18 protein-coding genes and 1 tRNA gene are annotated in these 20,184 nt (G+C 35.9%); 11 read left to right on the forward strand and 8 right to left on the reverse strand.

All coding sequences use genetic code 11. The annotated features are described in order from the left end of the window. Positions 1 to 143 precede the first annotated feature (143 nt). Complete coding sequence (locus tag AABM59_RS06515; RefSeq protein WP_338408172.1) at positions 144 to 452, forward strand: hypothetical protein; 309 nt, start codon at positions 144 to 146, stop codon at positions 450 to 452. Positions 453 to 596: 144 nt separating this feature from the next. On the opposite strand, the gene AABM59_RS06520 is transcribed toward AABM59_RS06515, so the two are convergent. After that, a tRNA-Leu gene (locus tag AABM59_RS06520) sits at positions 597 to 676 on the reverse strand. A 286-nt stretch (positions 677 to 962) separates the two neighbouring features. On the opposite strand from AABM59_RS06520, the gene AABM59_RS06525 reads away from it, so the two are divergent. From AABM59_RS06525 to AABM59_RS06555, 7 genes are all read left to right on the forward strand, one after another. Then, positions 963 to 1,904 (forward strand): ribose-phosphate pyrophosphokinase, encoded by a 942-nt coding sequence (locus tag AABM59_RS06525; RefSeq protein WP_338408173.1) that lies wholly within the window; start codon positions 963 to 965, stop codon positions 1,902 to 1,904. Positions 1,905 to 1,980: 76 nt separating this feature from the next. Beyond that, positions 1,981 to 2,595, forward strand: coding sequence for a 50S ribosomal protein L25/general stress protein Ctc (locus AABM59_RS06530; RefSeq protein WP_338408174.1), 615 nt, complete (start codon positions 1,981 to 1,983; stop codon positions 2,593 to 2,595). A 265-nt stretch (positions 2,596 to 2,860) separates the two neighbouring features. Then, a complete protein-coding gene (gene pth, locus AABM59_RS06535) occupies positions 2,861 to 3,535 on the forward strand; it encodes an aminoacyl-tRNA hydrolase (protein WP_338408175.1) in 675 nt (224 codons plus the stop codon). Between the two features lie 119 nt (positions 3,536 to 3,654). After that, positions 3,655 to 5,751, forward strand: a complete 2,097-nt coding sequence (locus AABM59_RS06540; RefSeq protein WP_338408176.1) for a T9SS type A sorting domain-containing protein — start codon at positions 3,655 to 3,657, stop codon at positions 5,749 to 5,751. 99 nt (positions 5,752 to 5,850) lie between these two features. Further along, entirely contained in the window at positions 5,851 to 6,780 is a 930-nt protein-coding gene (locus tag AABM59_RS06545; RefSeq protein WP_338408177.1) for a bifunctional riboflavin kinase/FAD synthetase, read from the forward strand. Positions 6,781 to 6,904: 124 nt separating this feature from the next. Further along, the gene (bioB, locus tag AABM59_RS06550) at positions 6,905 to 7,990 is read left to right on the forward strand and encodes a biotin synthase BioB (protein ID WP_338408178.1); all 1,086 of its coding nucleotides are present in this window, start codon (positions 6,905 to 6,907) and stop codon (positions 7,988 to 7,990) included. A 112-nt stretch (positions 7,991 to 8,102) separates the two neighbouring features. Continuing rightward, complete coding sequence (locus tag AABM59_RS06555) at positions 8,103 to 8,570, forward strand: regulatory protein RecX (RefSeq protein WP_338408179.1); 468 nt, start codon at positions 8,103 to 8,105, stop codon at positions 8,568 to 8,570. Between the two features lie 202 nt (positions 8,571 to 8,772). Here AABM59_RS06555 and AABM59_RS06560 read toward each other — a convergent pair whose 3' ends face one another. The 4 genes from AABM59_RS06560 to AABM59_RS06575 all read right to left on the reverse strand — a co-directional run bounded on the left by AABM59_RS06560 (position 8,773) and on the right by AABM59_RS06575 (position 13,282). Then, complete coding sequence (locus tag AABM59_RS06560; protein WP_338408180.1) at positions 8,773 to 9,927, reverse strand: beta-ketoacyl synthase N-terminal-like domain-containing protein; 1,155 nt, start codon at positions 9,925 to 9,927, stop codon at positions 8,773 to 8,775. 232 nt (positions 9,928 to 10,159) lie between these two features. After that, on the reverse strand, positions 10,160 to 11,431 hold the full coding sequence (gene bioA, locus AABM59_RS06565; protein WP_338408181.1) for an adenosylmethionine--8-amino-7-oxononanoate transaminase: 1,272 nt from the start codon (positions 11,429 to 11,431) through the stop codon (positions 10,160 to 10,162). 50 nt (positions 11,432 to 11,481) lie between these two features. Then, positions 11,482 to 12,099, reverse strand: a complete 618-nt coding sequence (bioD, locus tag AABM59_RS06570; protein ID WP_338408182.1) for a dethiobiotin synthase — start codon at positions 12,097 to 12,099, stop codon at positions 11,482 to 11,484. Positions 12,100 to 12,139: 40 nt separating this feature from the next. Further along, positions 12,140 to 13,282 carry a pyridoxal phosphate-dependent aminotransferase family protein gene (locus AABM59_RS06575; RefSeq protein ID WP_338408183.1) on the reverse strand — a complete coding sequence of 381 codons (1,143 nt, stop codon included), beginning with the start codon at positions 13,280 to 13,282 and terminating at the stop codon, positions 12,140 to 12,142. A 160-nt stretch (positions 13,283 to 13,442) separates the two neighbouring features. Here AABM59_RS06575 and AABM59_RS06580 point away from each other — a divergent pair, with 160 nt between their 5' ends. Beyond that, positions 13,443 to 13,955 carry a DUF2975 domain-containing protein gene (locus AABM59_RS06580; RefSeq protein WP_338408184.1) on the forward strand — a complete coding sequence of 171 codons (513 nt, stop codon included), beginning with the start codon at positions 13,443 to 13,445 and terminating at the stop codon, positions 13,953 to 13,955. Positions 13,956 to 13,957: 2 nt separating this feature from the next. Beyond that, on the forward strand, positions 13,958 to 14,167 hold the full coding sequence (locus tag AABM59_RS06585) for a helix-turn-helix transcriptional regulator (RefSeq protein WP_338408185.1): 210 nt from the start codon (positions 13,958 to 13,960) through the stop codon (positions 14,165 to 14,167). A 156-nt stretch (positions 14,168 to 14,323) separates the two neighbouring features. Here AABM59_RS06585 and AABM59_RS06590 read toward each other — a convergent pair whose 3' ends face one another. From AABM59_RS06590 to AABM59_RS06600, 3 genes are all read right to left on the reverse strand, one after another. Further along, positions 14,324 to 14,605, reverse strand: coding sequence for a F0F1 ATP synthase subunit epsilon (locus tag AABM59_RS06590; protein WP_338408186.1), 282 nt, complete (start codon positions 14,603 to 14,605; stop codon positions 14,324 to 14,326). Positions 14,606 to 14,651: 46 nt separating this feature from the next. Then, positions 14,652 to 16,163 (reverse strand): F0F1 ATP synthase subunit beta, encoded by a 1,512-nt coding sequence (gene atpD, locus AABM59_RS06595; protein WP_338408187.1) that lies wholly within the window; start codon positions 16,161 to 16,163, stop codon positions 14,652 to 14,654. A 247-nt stretch (positions 16,164 to 16,410) separates the two neighbouring features. After that, complete coding sequence (locus AABM59_RS06600) at positions 16,411 to 19,284, reverse strand: TonB-dependent receptor (RefSeq protein ID WP_338408188.1); 2,874 nt, start codon at positions 19,282 to 19,284, stop codon at positions 16,411 to 16,413. Between the two features lie 717 nt (positions 19,285 to 20,001). Here AABM59_RS06600 and AABM59_RS06605 point away from each other — a divergent pair. Continuing rightward, positions 20,002 to 20,169, forward strand: coding sequence for a hypothetical protein (locus AABM59_RS06605; RefSeq protein ID WP_338408189.1), 168 nt, complete (start codon positions 20,002 to 20,004; stop codon positions 20,167 to 20,169). Positions 20,170 to 20,184: the final 15 nt, after the last annotated feature.

Here is a 20,184-nt window from a genome sequence, read left to right on the forward strand (position 1 = left end):
GCAATTACATTATCGGTAACAGAAATAAAAAATGAATAATTAATAAACACAACCTCAACTTAAGGCGCCTAATGGTACCTTTTTTTATTATGCAAAATAGCAAGAATTTCACGTTATATCTATAATAGACAAAAATAGATAAAATGGCAATTGGAATAAAAACGGGAGGAAGAACTGCGGGAACAGAAAACAAGACCACAAAAGAGATAAGAGCGGTATTAAAAGAGGTAATCAATAATGAGTTGATAAATATTGAATCCTTGCTTTGCGTACTCCAACCCAAAGAGCGTTTAGAATTGGTAATAAAATTGATGCCTTTCGTATTACCTAAATTAGCACCCGAGCCAATAGAGAAACCCAAAGAGGATATTAGAGAATTTGAAATTGTTGTAGTTGACAATAACAACAAACATTTATATTTGAACAAATCGGAAGAATCGCAAAGTGATTAACTTATATTCTAAAATAATAACTCTCAAGCTATTTCAATTCAAAAATTTAGAAGTATTTTTCAAATAGTTTGGCAATGGTTTGGCAACTACAATAAAAAAAGTCCGTAATGTATTGATTAACAATACAATTACAGACTTTTAATGTACCCGGAGCCGGAGTCGAACCGGCACGGTTTCCCACAGGTGTTTGAGACCAGCGCGTCTACCAATTCCGCCATCCGGGCTTAGCAGACATGAAATAACGACAGTTATTCCAACGCAATAAAGAGATATTTAGTGGTAGCTAAACGTCTTTTCCTTTAACACGGTGCAAATGTAAAAAATAATATTAATTCCACTATTAAAAATACTTAAAATTTTCCTTTCAGAGTTCGATTTTATTCTTAAATTTGCACCTCGGTAAAACGACACACAGCAACTAACTACACCCGAGGCGCATGCATCATCTGGCTAAGACAAAAATCGAAGTCGAATTGTATGGAGCGTAGCGGAATAAAAACAACAAATTAAATGTTACACTTAGAGCCAGAAGCTAAAATTTTTGCGTGTTCACAAAGTGTTTACCTCGCAGAAAAGATTTCCAACGAATATGGAATTCCATTAGGCAAGGTTACAATGTCAAAATACAGTGATGGAGAGTTTCAGCCATCTTATGAAGAGTCGATTAGGGGCTTGCGTGTATTTATTGTTTGTTCCACTTTTCCAAATTCAGATAATTTGATGGAATTGTTACTTATGATAGACGCAGCAAAACGAGCTTCGGCAAGACATATTACAGCTGTAATCCCCTACTTTGGTTGGGCAAGACAAGACAGAAAAGACAAGCCAAGAGTTCCGATTGGAGCAAAATTGACAGCAAAATTGCTGGAAACTGCCGGAGCAACAAGAATAATGACAATGGATTTGCATGCAGACCAAATTCAAGGATTCTTTGAAAAACCAGTAGATCACCTATTTGCATCAACAATATTTTTGCCTTATGTAAAAAGTTTGAATCTGGACAATTTGACAATCGCATCACCAGATATGGGGGGTTCTAAGAGAGCTTATGCGTATTCAAAGTTTCTAAAATCGGATGTGGTAATTTGCTACAAACAGAGAAAAGAAGCTAATGTTATCGACACAATGGAATTGATTGGTGAAGTGAGGGGCAGAAATGTGATTTTGGTAGATGATATGATTGACACCGGAGGCACTTTGGCGAAAGCCGCAGATTTAATGATAGAAAAAGGAGCATTGAGCGTAAGAGCAATTTGTACACACGCTATTTTATCTGGAGATGCTTACGAAAAAATTGAAAACTCGAAATTGCTAGAGTTAATTGTCACTGACTCTATTCCGTTAAAGAAAGAATCAAACAAAATAAGAGTGGTGAGTTGTGCGCCTCTTTTTGCCGAAGTTATGCATATGGTACACCACAACAATTCTATTAGCGGGAAGTTTTTGATGTAATCTCGTTTTGTGTTTTAGACATTAAAAAGTCTAAATAAAAAGTAATTTATTATTTATTAACTATATTTTTTTTACAATGAAATCGATTACAATTAAAGGATCAGAAAGAGAAAGCGTAGGCAAAGTTGCGACTAAAGCCTTACGTAATGCTGGAGCGGTTCCTTGCGTGTTATACGGAGGAAATCAACCAGTGCATTTTTCAGCAGACGAAAGAGCATTCAAAACCTTGGTTTACACTCCAAACGCACACACGGTTGTGATTGAACTTGGCGAAGGAAAACCATCATTCAATGCTGTTTTACAAGACATTCAGGTTCACCCAGTGTCTGATAAAATTTTACATATTGACTTCTTTCAGTTATTTGACGACAAAGAAATCACTATGGAAGTTCCGGTAAAAATTACTGGCGTATCTCCAGGTGTATTATTAGGGGGTGATTTACGATTAAACACTCGTAGATTAAAAGTTAAAGCGTTGCCAAAAAATCTTCCAGATTTTATTGAGGCTAACATTTCTGGACTTGAAATGGGAAATAAATTGTATGTTACGAAACTTGTTTCTGAAAAATACAAATTAATTCACCCAGACAACACTGTTGTTTGTCAAGTAAGAATTTCTCGTGCGGCTATGAAAGCAGCTCAAGAAGCAGCAAAAGCAGCGAAAGCTCCTGCAGCGAAAAAGAAAAAATAATTTTTTTTAAAGAATTCAAAAAAGCATCAGTTGTAAAACTGGTGCTTTTTTTGTTTTATGGAGCACAGCCACTTTTGTCTTTAAGCGTTATTGCTCCCGCTGTCATTCCAATCCGCGTTATTGTTTATACCTCACAACAACACGGGATTTTCCCTTCCATCGGGGCTAGCGAGAAACACTCTTTTTTAAAACAACATTGCTCGAAATTTACAGCCTAATGAAGGTGGTAAACTTTAAATTAAAAAATTAAGTTTACTTTTGTGAAATGATAAAATGGATAAAAAGCCTGTTTTCATCAACAAAAACAGAAGACAATACAGATTGTATGAACCCGGAGGTTCACGAACACCAAAAAAACAATATAAAAAGCGTGAGTAATAAATATTTAATAGTTGGTCTTGGTAATATAGGTGCTGAGTATGTCAACACTAGACACAACATTGGTTTTAAAATCGTCGATTTCTTTGCCAAAAAAGAAGCGATCAACTTCGAAGCCGTGAAATTGGGTTCGCTTGCCGAATATAAATTTAAAGGCCGAACTTTTTTGCTATTAAAACCCAACACCTATATGAATTTAAGCGGAAAAGCAGTGAAATACTGGATGGACAAAGAAAATATTTCACAAGAAAACATATTGGTAATTGCTGATGATTTGAACCTGTCTTTTGGAACAATTCGCATCAAGCCAAAAGGAAGCGACGGCGGACACAACGGACTAAAAAATATCAACTTAATCCTGAATACAACAAACTATACCCGTTTTAGATTTGGCATTAGCGACGAATTCAAAAAGGGGAGGCAAGTAGATTATGTTTTGGGCGAATGGGATGAAGATGAAAAAACAAAACTTCAGGAGCGCCTAGAGCTCGCCCACGATATCATAAAATCCTTTGGAACTGTAGGATTAGAAAACACAATGACCAGTTTTAACGGAAAATAAAAAAATCACCCTTGTTATAGTTACTTTATGTACTGTATAAATAATTCTGAAACAGCTATTTGCTAAATTTTTATTTTGCATTTGCTAAAATTCTTAACTTTGATGAATATATTATTTTTATGAAAATATCTAACCAAAATTCTATTCAAAAAATCTTTTTGATCCTCTGCTTGTTTATTCTTGGCTTCACCTATAGTCAAGTTAAAAACACTACCCCTAAAACTTTATTTGGAAAAGAGGTTAAAAAATCATCTATTAATCCAAAGAATGGAATCATTCGATGTGCAACAGTAGAGTACGAACAATTTCTTCAAGAAAACAACCCAAAGAGATTAAAAGAAGCTCAATTTGAGGCTTGGCTTTCGCCATTAGTTGCTAAACACAAAGCCCTGCGAACTAGCTCAAAAACAGCGATGCCTATAGTAATTATAACCATTCCTGTTGTAGTTCACGTGATACACAACGGTGAAGCCATTGGAACTGCGTCAAATATTACTGATGCGCAGGTAGAGTCGCAGATTACTGTTTTGAATCAAGATTTTAGAAAAAAATTAGACACACCAGGTTACAATTCTGATCCCGTAGGCGCTGATGTAGAAATTGAATTCGTTCTTGCAAAAGTAGATCCAAACGGAAACCCCACAAACGGAATTAATCATGTGAATATGGGTCAATCCTCTTGGTCTGCTGTTGATGTTGATGCTATTGTAAAACCCGCTACTATTTGGGATTCAACTCAATATATGAATATGTGGAGCCTCAAATTTTCTGACAATACCCTTTTGGGTTTTGCGCAATTTCCAGATTCATCGGGTCTTTCAGGTCTTAGCTCATCAAATGGAGCGTCAACTACAGATGGTGTGGTTTCTAGTTTTGATGTTTTTGGGAGTACTGATCTTGGCGGGACATTTTTATTGGCAGCACCTTACGATAAAGGAAGAACAATGTCTCATGAAGTAGGCCATTTTCTTGGCTTAAGACATATTTGGGGTGACGGAAATGGCGATCAAGACACTAATTCTCCAGATTGTACAGCAACAGATTACTGCGAAGACACCCCGCAAGTAGGATGGGAAAATTATGATTGTGACAATGCTTATGACACTTGCACTGCAGCAGGAATTGATATGGTGGAGAATTATATGGATTACACCACGGATCAGTGTATGAATATTTTTACCCTAAATCAAAAAGAAAGGATAGAGACTGTTATGACTAATTCTCCAAGAAGAAATTCCTTAAAAACTTCCATTAAAGGCAACCCAATTCCTTTATTTGCAAATGATGCTGAAGTGCAAATTGAAAAAGATTATTCATTAGCCACTATTTCAGACTGTGCAACAATACCTGTTGCAACAAATAAAAAAGTCCTCTTAGCTAATAGGGGAACCGCTACATTAACATCAGCAACTATAGATTATTCCATCGCTGGAGGAATGAATCAAAGCCATACGTGGACAGGTTCTTTGGCTCCAAATCAAACTACAATTATAACATTGCTAAATACCGACTCTTTTGGCATATTGAATACTAGTATAGTCACAACAAATGAAACAACAGACCAGAGAGTTAGTAACAACTCAGATAGTGAAGTGTTCTCGCCTGTGAATTACACCTTTACTAATTATGTTTTTACTTTACAGCAAGATTTCTGGGGAGATGAAATTACTTGGCAAATAAAAGATGCAACTGGCGCTATTAAATACAACGGCGGACCTTATGAGGGCAAGCATAGTGAAAATTTCCCTTTACCCACGGAAATAACTCAAAATTGGACGTTAGCTAATAACCAGTGTTATACATTTTCAATTTTTGATTCTCAAGGTGACGGGATTTGTTGTTTTGGAGGTGAGGGTTTTTACAACATTAAATCTACCGATGGATCGGTTTTAGTTGCTTCAGGAGCATCCTATGGCGTTATAGATAATCGCCATTTCACCACTAACACCCTTGGAAATAAAGCCTTTGAAACATCAAACGATATTTATCTTTATCCAAACCCTACAAAAGGCACTTTAAATATTCGGATTCCAAGTGATTTTGGTTTACCAAATAGTTTTACGATTTACAATGATGTTGGACAAATCATCAGCCAAACAAAGGTTTCAAAAGAAGCTGATTTGTCATTAAACACTTCGGTTTTAAGCAATGGAATTTATTTTGTTACCATTACAAAAGAAGATCAGAAGAAAACGCTGCGGTTTATAAAAGAATAGTTTTGCAGCAAAAAGCTTTTAAGAGGATTGATTTATTTCAATCCTCTTTTTTTTTTGTTATTATTAACATAAATTTGCAACATTCAGAAAACAACTACTTTGAAGATTTTTCATTCTATAAACGATTTCCAATCCACACAAAAAACAATACTCACCCTGGGTACATTTGATGGTGTGCATGTTGGTCACAGTAAGATTTTGGAAAAAGTAACCAAAAATATCGAAAAAGGAGAATATGAAAGCCTCGTACTTACCTTTTTTCCACATCCTCGAATGGTTTTGCAAGGACGATCTGAGATAAAACTACTCAATACCATTGCTGAAAAAATAGATTTATTAGAAAAAACAGGGGTCCAAAATCTAGTCATTCATCCTTTTGACGAAAGTTTTTCAAGATTAACAGCTCAGGAATTTGTAAAAAATATTCTTGTAGATAAATTTCATATCCAAAAAATAATTATTGGTCACGATCATCGCTTCGGAAGAAACCGAACGGCAAATATTGACGACCTTATTGGTTTTGGAAAACAATATGGTTTTGAAGTGGAGCAGATTTCGGTTCAGGAAGTGAATGCTGTTTCTATAAGCTCAACCAAAATCAGGAGAGCCTTGATCGAAGGAAATATGGCTTTGGCCAATGAATATCTAGGTTATGACTATTTTATAACCGGGACTGTAATCAAGGGAGGCCAATTAGGAAGAACCATTGGGTTTCCTACCGCCAACTTACAAATTCAGGAAAACTACAAACTCATTCCTCAAAATGGTGTTTATATTGTGAAAAGCAGTGTCAACCAGGAAACCGTTTATGGAATGATGAACATTGGATTTAATCCAACTGTAGCCGGAGAAAGGTTGTCTATTGAAGTTCATTATTTTGAATTTGATACTGATTTGTATGACCAAAAAATAAGTGTTTCGATACTCAAGCGCCTTCGCCCTGAACAAAAATTTGATTCTGTTGACTTACTAAAAAAACAATTGGAAAAAGACAAAAATTTAGCTTTAGATTATATCAAAAATCTTTAATAACAACGACCATTGTTTTCATGAGTTGATAAAAAACGCCATTGTTTCTTTACTTTTTTCAATACCACAACTTTGTTTGATTGGAACAATTTAACTACTTTTGGTGCATCAAAATATCAAATAGATGAGCATCGCAAAACACAATTGGAATAAAGACGAAATTATAGCAATATATACCAAGCCCTTGATGGATTTGCTTTACGAAGCAGCCACTATACACAGGGAAAACCACGATCCAAATGTGGTTCAAGTATCTACTTTATTGTCAATTAAAACTGGTGGTTGCTCTGAAGATTGTGGGTATTGCCCGCAAGCAAAAAGATACCATACATCAATTAAGACGAATGATTTGATGACCGTAAGCGAAGTCAAAGAACAAGCAGAACAAGCAAAATCAAGTGGTTCGTCACGTGTTTGTATGGGAGCGGCTTGGAGAAATGTAAAAGACGGTGCTGAATTTGATCAAGTATTGGAAATGGTACGTACCATCAATAAAATGGATATGGAAGTGTGTTGCACGCTCGGAATGATTACCGAAAACCAAGCACAACGATTAGCTGAAGCCGGTTTGTATGCCTACAACCACAATATCGATACCTCCGAAGAATATTATAAAGAAGTGATTTCGACTCGCGGTTTCGAAGACCGATTGGAAACTATCAAGAATGTTAGAAAAACAAACATTACCGTTTGCAGCGGCGGAATTATCGGGATGGGCGAAAGTATCGAAGACCGAGCCGGAATGCTTGTGGCGCTTTCTACTTTGGATCCGCAGCCTGAATCCGTTCCGATAAACGCTTTAGTTCCTGTTGAAGGAACGCCGCTCGAACAGGAAAAACTGGTAGAAATATGGGAAATGATTCGAATGGTGGCGACAACTCGAATTATAATGCCTAAAACACAAGTGCGTCTTTCGGCAGGAAGAATAAATATGAGTCGCGAAGGGCAGGCAATGTGCTTTTTGGCTGGTGCCAATTCTATATTTTCGGGAGATAAATTACTTACAACACCTAATAATGACGTAAACGAGGATGTGAAAATGTTCGAAATTCTAGGACTAAAAAACCAACAACCATTTGCTAAAGTATACCAACGCGAAACTGTTGAAGCGGTAGATTCTAAGTTTACTTCACTGGGTGAAAAACCAAAATGGTCAAGACCAGGACACAAGATCGAAAGAAACTTAGAAGCCACCTCGAAAGGCAAATAGTGGTTTTTATTTATAATTTTCTCTTTAAATTGATTTATTTTAGAATAGTTTTTAAAATCAACGGACCTGAAGAATAATAGATAAAAATTGGCTCTCCCAACACAAATTCACTGTGAAAGACGTTTTTTCCATAAAAGAAGCCATACAAAAGACAGAATATTTCTGTGGATATCAGGAACGTTGCCATGAGGAAGTGATTTCTAAATTACGAAGCATGAAGATGGATTCAGAAGAAATAGATATCATTATGGTGCATCTTATCACCTCCAATTTCCTCAACGAAGAACGTTTTGCCTGTAGTTTTGCCAGAGGAAAACACCGTATCAAGCATTGGGGGAAAATCAGGATTGTCAGCGAATTAAAATTTAAAAAAATTTCACAAACGCTTATTAATAGAGCCCTAAAGGAAATCACCCCCGAGGAATACGCAGCAACTTTTCACGCCCTTGCCGAGCGACATTGGGAAACCATCCGAGAATCGAATGTGCTGAAAAAGAAGAAAAAGTTTTGTGACTATATGCTTCGGCGGGGCTTTGAAAGCAATCTTGTTTACGACAAAGTGAAGGAGTTAGCGACCTAGGTCTAAAGGCAAAATTAGAACAAAACGGATGAAACGGACTGGCACAGTTTTATATTTTAAACATATAAATCAAATAAGGGAATTTAAGTTTAAACACGGAGAGCAAAAAAAAGGAACAAATCTCACAAATTTTTCATTTTAAAAATCAGTAAAATTCGTTTTATCCGTATAAATCCGTGGCCAAAAAACGGGTGATTTGTAGTTAAACACTCAACAAAACACTCACCGCATTTCCGCCAAAACCAACCGAGTTTACTAGCACTTTTCGAATTTGTTTTCTAGAATTTTTAGCTTTGGTAAAGGGAACTCCAATAAACTCCTGATGTTGCATCATTAAAATTGCCATTTCGATACTCAACATTCCGGAAGCGCCAAAGGTGTGACCAATTTTCCATTTGTTGGTGGTAAGCATCGGCAAATCATCCCTAAATACTTTTTGGATTGCTTTATATTCGGTTAAATCCCCTGCTTTTGTACCGGGTGCGTGCATTACAATGACATCAACTTTGGATAAATCAGTGTTTTCCAAAGCCATTTTCATAGATTTTTGAAAACAAGTCGCTTCTGCCGAAATAGAAATGTTATGTTCTAGAATTTCTGTAGCATAACCAATGTCTTCAATAAAAGCTATGGCATTTTCCTTTCTTCCAATTTCCAAACAACAGACCGCAGCTCCTTCGCCAAGAATTAAGGTGTTTTGCTTTTTTTCTAAATCGAAAGCTTGGCAAGGATACTCTTCTTCACTATTCGAATAAATTTTCAAAGCGCGCATTTGGGCAATCGTGAAATCAGTCAAAGGGGCTTCGCTTCCTCCAACTAGGAACTTGTTAGCCATTCCTGCACGAAGCCAAGCCACACCATTTAACAAGGCGTGCAAAGCGGTCGAACAAGTAATGGAGTGCGATATTTCAGGACCAGAACTTTGCAAATCGTGAGCCACCCAAGAAGAAATATTTCCCAAAGTCGTCGTAGGTGATGCTAAAGTTTGTGCTTTGCCTGTTTCAAGATATTCCTGATAATGTTTTTCAAATAACGCCGTAGCACCCCGGGAAGAACCTATGTTAATTCCGAACACATCGTTTCGTGTCCAACCTGCATTTTGTATGGCTTTTCGTGAAGCCAACATTGCATACAAAACCGTTTTGTCCAAAAATTTGTACTTGCTATCCGATTTCTTTAATATCTCAATCTCTTTACTTGAATTATCGTCCAATTTGGCAACAAGTGTTTGTTTATGGTCTAAAAAATGTTCGGTGAAACAATGCTTCGTATTTAAATAGTTTTCCCAAATCGTTTTTGGATTATTTCCTAAAGGAGAAATGGAAGCAATGGCTGTTATGGAGATGGTTTGTGGCAAGGCTGTTTTTATTTTGAGTCAAAGGTCGGGAAGTTTTTGCGAAAATGGCAACTATTTAAGCACGAAGACCACAATGAAATTAAAAAATTTAATTTTAAACACTATAAAAACGACACACAGATAACACTAATATAGAGGAATAAAAAATGTTTTTTTAAACACATAAGTACTATAATATCATTTAAGTTTCGTTGTGCTCTTAGTGACTTCTTAATAAATTTTGTGGTCAAAACTAAACTATTTCCAAAGCTTTTTCGACCACTTCATACACTTTTTGCAATTGTACGTCGGAAATCACATAAGGAGGCAAAATGTAAACAATATTACCCACAGGGCGCAAAACAACTCCGTTTTCGATAAAGAAATCATACAGTGTATTTCGCATTGTTCCATAGTAACTTTCAGCAGAATCTATTTTGATTTCTAAAGCAAAAATCACTCCGAGAACACGTGTTGTTTTTATTTTTGGGTGAGATTCGATGTGTTTTTGGAAGGCTAAATGGTTTTTATTTATTCGAGCAATATTGTCTTGCATTTCTTGAGTTTGCAATAATTCTAAACTCGCCAATGCTGCAGCACAACCCGTTGGATTTGCCGTAAAAGTATGTCCGTGAAACAATGCTTTATTAATATCGTCATCATAAAAGGTATCAAAAATTTCCTGAGTAAATGTAGTAATCGACATCGGGATAGTACCACCTGTCAAGGCTTTCGACAAACACATCATATCCGGTTTTTCAGTAAGATACTCGCAAGCAAAAGTTTTTCCTGTTTTTCCAAAACCCGTCATCACTTCATCGGCAATGGTGAGCACCTTGTTTTTTCGGCAAATTTTAATTAATTCATCTAACGATTGAGGTTGGTACATTATCATTCCAGCAGCTCCCTGAACTAAAGGTTCAAAGATAAATCCTGCACAATTATTGATTTTTATGGCTTCCGCCAAAGCGTTAAAACTTGCTTGTTCTTTCCCTTTTGTTGGCACGGGAATCCGAATTACATCAATCAACATTCCTTGAAAAGCTTCGGTAAAAAAGGAGATTCCACTTGCTGCCATGGCTGCAAAAGTATCTCCGTGAAAAGCATTTTCGAAAGCAATTATGGTTGTTTTCTTTTCTCCTTTATTGAAAAAATATTGTAACGCCACTTTTATTGCCACCTCAACCGCCGTTGAACCATTATCGGAGAAAAATATTTTTTGTTGATTTTTAGGCATGATTTCCATTAGTTTTTCAGATAAAACTACGGCTGGCTCGTGTGTAAATCCCCCAAATAAAACGTGTTCTAAAGTAGTCAATTGTTTGTAAATCGCGTCGGCAATGAATTTATTGGAATGTCCGTAAGGATTGACCCACCAAGAGGCAATGGCATCAATATATTCCTTATTCGAATCATCCCAAAGCAATGCTCCTTCCCCTTTTATTATGGCAATGGGCGGACTCGATGTTTTATGTTGGGTGTAGGGATGCCAAAGGTGTTTTTGGTCTCTTTCGGATAAATTCATTTGATTTCAGATTCTTGATTGAAATTGATTTTTTGAAATTGTCATTGCTATTAAAGTTCCAATAGATTATCCCGAAATGAATCGGCGTATTCCTTGATTACGGTTTGATCAAAATAAGGTTCTTGTTCAATTTTTCCAATGCATTTAACTCCTGTTTTATTCAGAATTATCGCTTCAGAAGATTCGTTTTTATCGCCACTAAATATAATTCCAGCTATTTTTATTTTTCGGGTTTTTAACGCTTCGATGGTAAGCAAAGTGTGATTTATACTCCCCAAATAATGCCTAGAAACCACAATCACTTTATAATTGGATTGAATTAAATCAATGACGCAATCCTTTTCGTTTAACGGAACAAAAATACCCCCAGCGCCTTCTATGACTAGATTATTTTTTGTTTTTGGTTCTGTGATTTTTTTTAAATCGATGGTGATTCCGTCGCGTGCTGCAGCAAGATGTGGACTAGCGGGCGTATTGAGTTTATAACTGTTTTCGTGAATAACCGTGTTGTTGTTTGAAATATAGCTTTTGATTTTATGACTGTCGGAATTATCCAAATCGCCCGCTTGAATGGGTTTCCAATAATCGGCTTCGAGTGCTTCGACAATTATGGCGGAGGCAATCGTTTTGCCTACGTCGGTAGAAATTCCTGTTATAAATAGTTTCATTGGGTGAATATTTAACCCTGTCAGGGTTTGGTGTTATGAACTAAAAAACAAAGGTACTCAACAATCCCAACACTTCCGAGATTTCTTCTTTTGTATTGTAACTATGAATACAAAACCTTAGTCGTTCCTGTCCTTCGGGAACTGTTGGTGATAAAATAGCCTTGACATCAAAACCTTTTTCTTGAATTTGTTTGGCGATTGATTTTACGTTTTGATTTCCGGGAATTATAGCACTTTGAATAGCTGACTTGCTTCGGACAAACATAGGTTTCAATCCCAACAGATTCTTTTCTTGGTTGAAATGAATTATATTATCTCTTAGTTTATTAATAGTTTGTTTTTCTGATTCCAAATGTTGGTATGCTATCAAAATAGTAGCAATGGAATGTGGCGAAAGTCCAGTCGTGTAAATAAAACTTCGGGCAAAATTGACGATATAGTCTTTTAATTCTTGACTTCCTACAATTGCTGCTCCGTGACAACCTAATCCTTTTCCGAAAGTCATTATTCGGGCAAAAACTTGGTCTTGTAATCCTAGCATTTGAACTAATCCTTCGCCATTTGAACCAAAAACTCCAAGAGAGTGTGCTTCATCTATTACCAAATGACAACTGTATTTCTCGGAAAGCTGTGCGAGTTCTTCGAGATTTGGTGTGTCGCCGTCCATCGAAAAAACACTTTCTGTAACGATGTAAATTTCGGCAAGTTCATTCTGACTTCGTTCTATGAGTTTTTCTAAGTTTTCAAAATCATTGTGTTTAAACTTATACGCTTTGGCATTCGAAAGTTGGATTCCGTCGCGAATAGATGCGTGACACAGTTCATCATACAAAATCAAATCTCCTTTTTGTGGAACGGAACTGAAAAACCCCATATTGGCATCGTAACCGGAATTAAAAATCAGTGCGCTTTCCGATTGATGGAATTGTGCTATAAAATTTTCAGCTTCTTGATACACTTTGTGGTTTCCGGATAATAATCGGGAACCGGTTGCGCCGTTTTGGAGAATATCATTTGTGATTAAATATTGATGTGTTTCCTCGAAAATCGCTTTATTTTTTGAAAATCCAATGTAATCATTGGAGGCAAAATCGATTAAATGATTTGACTCAGGCAATTTTCGCAAGGCGTTGTTTTGCTTTCGGATTTCGAGTTTGGCGGAAAGGTTTTGTGGAAACTTCATAAGATCAAAGTTATGGAAAAAATGGGATTAAAAAACAGACCAAGGATGAAACGAATATTAATGATTTACGAATATTTTGAAAATAATTATTGTTTATTAGTATTTTATTATTGTTTATCAATAATTTTTGTATGTTTGTGTCGAATTTAAATTAAAAATAGTGAGAAAATTAAACATTTTAAAAGCAATATTAGATTTCTTTTGGTTCTTTACCATTATTGGGGCAGTAGGATCAGTAATTTTTTTACTATTTTATTTATTTGGTTCTATTGTTGATATTCCTATAAAAATTAAAGGCCAAGAAATTACAACTTATACCTTTTTATCTAAAACAATTGTTTTTGTAAACGTGGTTGGTAGCTACCTCTTTCTATATAGTATTTATTTATTGCGAAAAGTAGTTGGATTGTTTCAGAAAAGAGAAATCTTTAATGAGGAAGTAGTGCGGTCATTTAGTTTAATAGGGCAACTAATTATTATTTCCTCCCTAATTAGTAATGTGTCCCTGTTTATTTATAAAATAGTAGAAAAAGGACAAGTTTACTTAACTTTAGATTTAGGAAGTTATGATTCCTTTCTGATCTCCATTAGCCTAGGTTTATTTTTTATGGTAATTAGTACTATATTCAAAATTGCTACAAACCTGAAGAAAGAAAACGACCTAACCATATAACTATGTCAATCATCGTAAACCTAGATGTAATGCTTGCTAAGCGAAAGATGCGTTCCAATGAATTAGCAGAACGCATTGGCATTACTACGGCTAACCTTTCTATTTTGAAAACGGGAAAAGCAAAAGCCATTCGGTTTTCGACTTTGGAACTGATTTGTGAAATTCTGGAATGTCAACCTGGAGATATTATGGAGTTTGTAAAGGACGAATAATTTCTTGTTTTCTACATTTTTAGCCCAGATAGCAGTGGAAATCCTGTTGCTTTTTTTCTTAAAAAAGCAACAGATTGAAACGTATAGCTGGAAAAAGCTCCAAAAAAAAAGTCGCACATTGCTGTATGACTTTTAGATTTTTATATAGAAATTGAATTAGTCGGCTAAAACAATTACTTTATTGTCTTTCATTTCGATAGTTCCAGATTGAATAGCAATAGTATAGTTCTGATCGTTCACTTTCGTAAATAAACCTTCGGATTCCTTACTAAACTTAAAATTAGTTGCCGAGATACGAACAATCCCTTTTTTAAGTAAAGAAACAATAGGCGCGTGATTATTCAACATTTGGAAATCTCCAACAACTCCAGGAAGAGAAACTGAAGTCACTTCGCCTGAAAATAATTTTGCCTCTGGGGATACTATTTCTAAAATCATTTTTTATACTTTATGCTTTAAGCCTTAAGCTTTAAGCCATTGGATATTATACTTCAGCTAACATTTTTTCTCCGGCTTCGATAGCGTCTTCAATGGTACCTTTAAGATTGAAAGCGGCTTCTGGCAAGTGATCTAATTCCCCGTCAATGATCATATTAAATCCTTTGATAGTGTCTTTAATGTCAACCAAAACTCCTTTTAATCCTGTAAACTGTTCTGCTACGTGGAAAGGTTGTGACAAGAAACGTTGTACACGTCTTGCGCGAGAAACTGATAATTTATCTTCTTCAGAAAGTTCTTCCATACCTAAAATCGCGATAATATCTTGCAATTGTTTGTATTTTTGAAGAATTTCTTTTACTCTTTGTGCGCAGTCATAATGCTCGTCACCAAGAATTTGAGGAGTTAAAATACGAGAAGTAGAATCCAATGGATCCACCGCTGGATAAATTCCTAACTCGGCAATTTTACGAGACAATACTGTAGTTGCGTCAAGGTGAGCAAATGTAGTTGCTGGAGCTGGATCGGTTAAATCATCTGCAGGAACGTAAACCGCTTGTACAGATGTAATAGAACCTTTATTTGTAGAGGTGATACGTTCTTGCATCGCTCCCATTTCGGTTGCTAATGTTGGTTGGTATCCTACCGCAGAAGGCATACGACCCAAAAGTGCCGAAACCTCAGAACCTGCTTGTGTAAAACGGAAGATATTATCAACAAAGAAAAGTACGTCTTTTCCTTGATCTGAACCTGCGCCATCACGGAAATATTCTGCAATAGACAATCCTGACAAGGCTACACGAGCACGAGCTCCAGGAGGCTCATTCATTTGTCCGAAAACAAAAGTAGCTTTTGACTCTCTCATTCCTGGCATATCTACTTTAGATAAATCCCATCCTCCATTTTCCATAGAGTGCATGAATTCATCACCGTATTTTATAATTCCTGACTCTAGCATCTCCCGAAGTAAGTCATTCCCCTCACGTGTTCTTTCTCCTACTCCTGCGAATACGGAAAGTCCACCGTGACCTTTTGCTATATTGTTAATCAACTCTTGAATCAAAACTGTTTTACCAACACCAGCACCACCGAACAATCCAATTTTTCCTCCTTTTGAGTAAGGTTCAATCAAATCAATTACTTTAATCCCTGTGAATAAAACTTCTGATGAAGTTGATAAATCTTCAAATCTTGGTGCTTGACGGTGAATAGACATTCCGTTTTCGCCATCTTTTGGTAAGTTTCCGAGGCCGTCAATCGCATCGCCAATTACGTTAAACAAACGTCCGTAAACATCTGCTCCAATTGGCATTTTAATTGGGTTTCCTGTTCCTGCCACTTCAGAACCTCTGCTCAAACCGTCAGTTGAATCCATTGAGATGGTGCGAACTGTGTTTTCACCAATGTGAGATTGTACTTCAAGAACTAATAAAGTTCCGTCTTTTTTTGTGATTTCTAATGAATCATAAATTTTTGGAAGTTCAACATCTATACCGTTGAAAACTACATCGACTACTGGTCCGATGATTTGGGCAACTTTTCCTATTACTCTTGACATTGCTTGTGTATTTATTAAATAGCTATTCCGGTTTATAAAACACAATCGGACGAAATTAATCGGATTAGATGCGTTTTCAGTGCGCAAAGGTAATTTTTTAAAATATAAAAATCAACACTTTTTTATAAAAAATTAGAGATGGGAGGGTGTTTTGTTTAAGTGTAGAAGAAAGAATAATAAAATTATTTTAAAAACAAAAAACCATCACGTTACCGTGATGGTTTTTTAATTTTATGAATGATTCTTCTTATGGTTTAATGGTCCATGAAGCAAATATTTGCTGACCAATAGCGCCAGCACCTAATACTTGAGTATATTCTTTTCCACCCAAATTAGCTGCACCAATTTTTATAACTGATTTAAGCTTTGGAATTCCATAATTAACTTGTGCGTCAACAACGGTAGCTGCGTCAATCATTCCGTCTACCATTGAAGCTTGCCATAAATATTCGCTATTCCATCTTACACTTACAGTAAATCCAAGAACATTATTTCGCGAGTCTTCAACTAAAGATTCATTACCGAAAGTTGCTTTAACTTTGTGTTTTGGTGTGTTAAATCCTGCTTCAAAGCTTGGATCTGCCGATTGATCAAACATAAATTCAGCATAGTTGTAGTTAGCGCCAAGGTCAAAGTTTCCTAACACTTTTCTAGCAATACCTATACCAAAACCTAACGATTTTATTTCTACTGAGGAATTCGTGTATAATTGAAATGCTCTGTAGTCTCCTTTTGCAAGTGCGACAACCGATTGCACACCCGGGTCTGTGAAATTTGCACCGATTGGCGATGGTTGAGCTGGAGCGTCTTGTGTTTTACCATATAATGGAGCAACAGCCGTAAGGTTTCCAATGAAATCATTGTAAATATTATAGTATCCGTTAATATCAAAACTAATTTTTTCTATTTGTGAACGATATCCTAACTCAAAAGCTTTCACTGCCTCCGGTTTAACTAAAGATACATTTGTTCTTTTCAACAGTGCGGCATTCCCTGTTGCGCTAAATGCTCCAACAGATGCTGCTGTATAAGAGTTGTAATAAGCGTTTTCGCCATTGATGAGTTTTGTTGCTCCACCTGCAAAAACTTGTCCTAATCCAGCTGAAACCGGCAAGGTTTCGGTGTATCTTAATAGGTTATCTGGCGCAGATCCTAAAAGTATTGCGGATCCAACATTGAACCCAATGTATTGCTCTTGTGTCGCTGGATTTCTAAATCCTGTTTGATAAGATGCTCTAAAGTTATTTTTTTTGCTTTTCCCTGCTGAATACACAAATGATATTCTTGGAGAATAATTAGCGTCAAAATTTAAAGCTTTGTCATAACGAATAGATCCGGTAAATTTTAATCTGTCGTCCATGAATTTTTTTTGCAATTGAGCGTAAGCTCCTTTTTCATTGTATTTAATTGGCCCACTAGCGTCGGTGTAAATTCTTCCATGAGAATTTAGTTGGTATTCTCTATAAGAACCCCCTATTTGAATCTCGGCAAATTTAATGATGTCTTTAAAATTATAATTAGCATCAGAATGATATACTTTAGAATTATCTACCAGTTTTGATCCTGACAATACACTAGCCTCAGAAGTTACTTGGTCGAAAGCAGTTTGAAAAGCAGGGGTTCCGGGGATTAATCTACCCACATCCGCTTTTCCTCTAGCATATGCATTAGATGCTGCTGCATTACCATATAATGGACTTGCTGGATTTCCATATACTCCTGCGTAGTTTGCTGCATATGTTCCGAACCAAACTGCGTCTGGTTTCCAAACTCTATTTACGTTAATTCCCGTAAAGAGCATGTCATAAGAATCTCCTCCATCTTCGGTAGTGGTATAGCCTCTTACAAAAAAGTTTTTCCCTTTAACTTCTATTTTATGTTGTTGCATAAAAAAGTTGTTTAGATAATATCTGTTTGCGCCTTGGTAAACCGCGTTTCCATATCCAAATTTACTTTGCCAAATAACTTCTAAATTTTCATCTCCAAAAGGACGGTAATGAAGTGAGAAATCTATTTTTGTATTACTTGCTTTATTGTCTGTTAAATCCGTTTCGTTGTATCCCGTTCGTGACACATTTTCTCTTGGCAAAGCGGCAGCAAGACCCGCTGGCAATCCATTTGCAGCCCAAGCACCATTTGCAATCATAGCTTGTCCTACATTATAAATGTTTGTGCTTACCTCATCACCATAAACATTTAAACCATCGTAATTTTTATCACTTCTTGTTACACCTGGACGAGTTCTGTCGTTATAATTTGTGGCATACCAATCCGTTCCCTTCATATAAGTAAAGTTAGCTTTTGCGGCAAATTTTGGGCTGAAGGCATGTGCCAGTCTTATTCCAAAATCATGAAAATCATTTGTTCCTGCTGCTTTTTGACTGGTTTGTCCATACTTAAGATACGTTGAAATTCCTTGATATGTAAATGGGCTTTTGCTATTCATAAACATAATACCATTAAAGGCATTTGCACCATATAATGCAGAAGATGCTCCAGGTAATAACTCTACACTTTGAACGTCAATTTCTGAAACACCAATCATATTCCCCAACACAAAGTTTAAAAGTGGTGATGAGTTATCCATTCCATCAACTAGTTGCATAAAACGAGTGTTGGCAATAGTTGCAAAACCACGAGTGTTTATGGACTTAAAAGTCAAACTACTAGTGTTCATTTGTACCTCTTTCAAGTTTTCCAATCCATCATAAAATGATGGAGATGCGGTTTTCCTGATGTCCTTCATTCCCATTCTTTCAATGGTAACTGGGGATTCTAAAACCCTCTCTGGAGTTCTGGACGCAGAGATAACAATTTCATTCAACATTGTACGTTCGTCTGCAAGTTTTACGCTTACTTTTTGATTGTTCGACGTAACATTAACTTTTTTAGATTCAAAACCAATGCTTGTTACTACTATAGTAAAAGGTGGTTTTTTTGTTGTGTTTAAAGTAAATATTCCATCGCCATCGGAAACTGCTCCTGCGGCATCGCCAACAATGTTAATATTGGCTCCAGAAATAGGTTGGTCGTTACTGTCAGTAACTGAACCTGAAGTTGTAGTTTGAGCAAAAGTTATGCTACAAAAGAACAAAGACAAAATAAGTAAATAGACTCTCATTTGGTTAAATTTAATGGTTAGTGGAGTAAAAGTAAAAATAATTTTGGTATTATTATAAATTGATGCGTAAAAAACTATAATTATCGATTTTTTTAATCGCATATATGAATCCCTGACTAGATTTTTTTAGAGTTATTAATAGTGTTTTTGTTAAAAGCTCAAACAAATACTATGCTTGCATACAAGAATGAATTAAAAATTGAATTATTCATAAAAATTAAAGATTCTAATTAATTGCATAAATTAAAAAAAACAAGGTAAAAATCTCGCTTTAATATATATATAGGTTTTTACTTATTCAACCGGTGGTTGTTTTCTCGTGTTTAAAGTGCTCTTCAGGTCTTCCAACCCTTAGGCTTATCCATGCTCCCAATACCTGCGGGAGTTATTTAATGTTATTCGATCTCAACATAAAGAACAGGGAAAGAACTTCGTTGAGATATATGATTCCCTTGTTCCTAATGGTTATAAACTCCTCGGGTTTAAGAATTCGACACATCCTCATGTTTGGAATAAAGAAGGGGGTCCCTCCTATAAATCGTCAGCAAAAAGTGGGCTGATTTAGGTGGTTTTACAGAGCGCGTTTATTACAAAAAATTATATATTCCAACTAATTTTGGCTTTTTAATAGAACGCTTTCTCTTAAATTTAAACATATTCAACCGTTCCTTTTAACTTGCTGTAAAATTACGGGAAGCAAAGCAAACAATAAAAAAATTGACAAGCACGACTTTCAAGAAGACAAACTATTTAACGCATAAATTTTCTAATGGTTATGTATACGCAAAGATGGTTTTGGCTGCAGCTTCAGTTAATAAGGAGAGCAATAGCGTAAAGGATATCAGAAACGACAGCCTTTTTTGGTTTTCATCAGTGATGAAATAATTTTTTTTATTCTCT

The organism is uncultured Flavobacterium sp. (assembly GCF_963925185.1).
GTDB lineage: Bacteria > Bacteroidota > Bacteroidia > Flavobacteriales > Flavobacteriaceae > Flavobacterium.

What these genes read in the sequence shown, in the direction of transcription:
- bioB (WP_338408178.1), top strand. Translation starts at nt 6,905, where the DNA reads ATGAGCATCGCAAAACACAATTGGAATAAAGACGAAATTATAGCAATA.
- AABM59_RS06600 (WP_338408188.1), bottom strand. Translation starts at nt 19,284, where the DNA reads ATGAGAGTCTATTTACTTATTTTGTCTTTGTTCTTTTGTAGCATAACT.
- bioD (WP_338408182.1), bottom strand. Translation starts at nt 12,099, where the DNA reads ATGAAACTATTTATAACAGGAATTTCTACCGACGTAGGCAAAACGATT.
- bioA (WP_338408181.1), bottom strand. Translation starts at nt 11,431, where the DNA reads ATGAATTTATCCGAAAGAGACCAAAAACACCTTTGGCATCCCTACACC.
- AABM59_RS06585 (WP_338408185.1), top strand. Translation starts at nt 13,958, where the DNA reads ATGTCAATCATCGTAAACCTAGATGTAATGCTTGCTAAGCGAAAGATG.
- AABM59_RS06530 (WP_338408174.1), top strand. Translation starts at nt 1,981, where the DNA reads ATGAAATCGATTACAATTAAAGGATCAGAAAGAGAAAGCGTAGGCAAA.
- AABM59_RS06540 (WP_338408176.1), top strand. Translation starts at nt 3,655, where the DNA reads ATGAAAATATCTAACCAAAATTCTATTCAAAAAATCTTTTTGATCCTC.
- AABM59_RS06590 (WP_338408186.1), bottom strand. Translation starts at nt 14,605, where the DNA reads ATGATTTTAGAAATAGTATCCCCAGAGGCAAAATTATTTTCAGGCGAA.
- atpD (WP_338408187.1), bottom strand. Translation starts at nt 16,163, where the DNA reads ATGTCAAGAGTAATAGGAAAAGTTGCCCAAATCATCGGACCAGTAGTC.
- AABM59_RS06575 (WP_338408183.1), bottom strand. Translation starts at nt 13,282, where the DNA reads ATGAAGTTTCCACAAAACCTTTCCGCCAAACTCGAAATCCGAAAGCAA.
- AABM59_RS06515 (WP_338408172.1), top strand. Translation starts at nt 144, where the DNA reads ATGGCAATTGGAATAAAAACGGGAGGAAGAACTGCGGGAACAGAAAAC.
- AABM59_RS06525 (WP_338408173.1), top strand. Translation starts at nt 963, where the DNA reads ATGTTACACTTAGAGCCAGAAGCTAAAATTTTTGCGTGTTCACAAAGT.
- pth (WP_338408175.1), top strand. Translation starts at nt 2,861, where the DNA reads ATGATAAAATGGATAAAAAGCCTGTTTTCATCAACAAAAACAGAAGAC.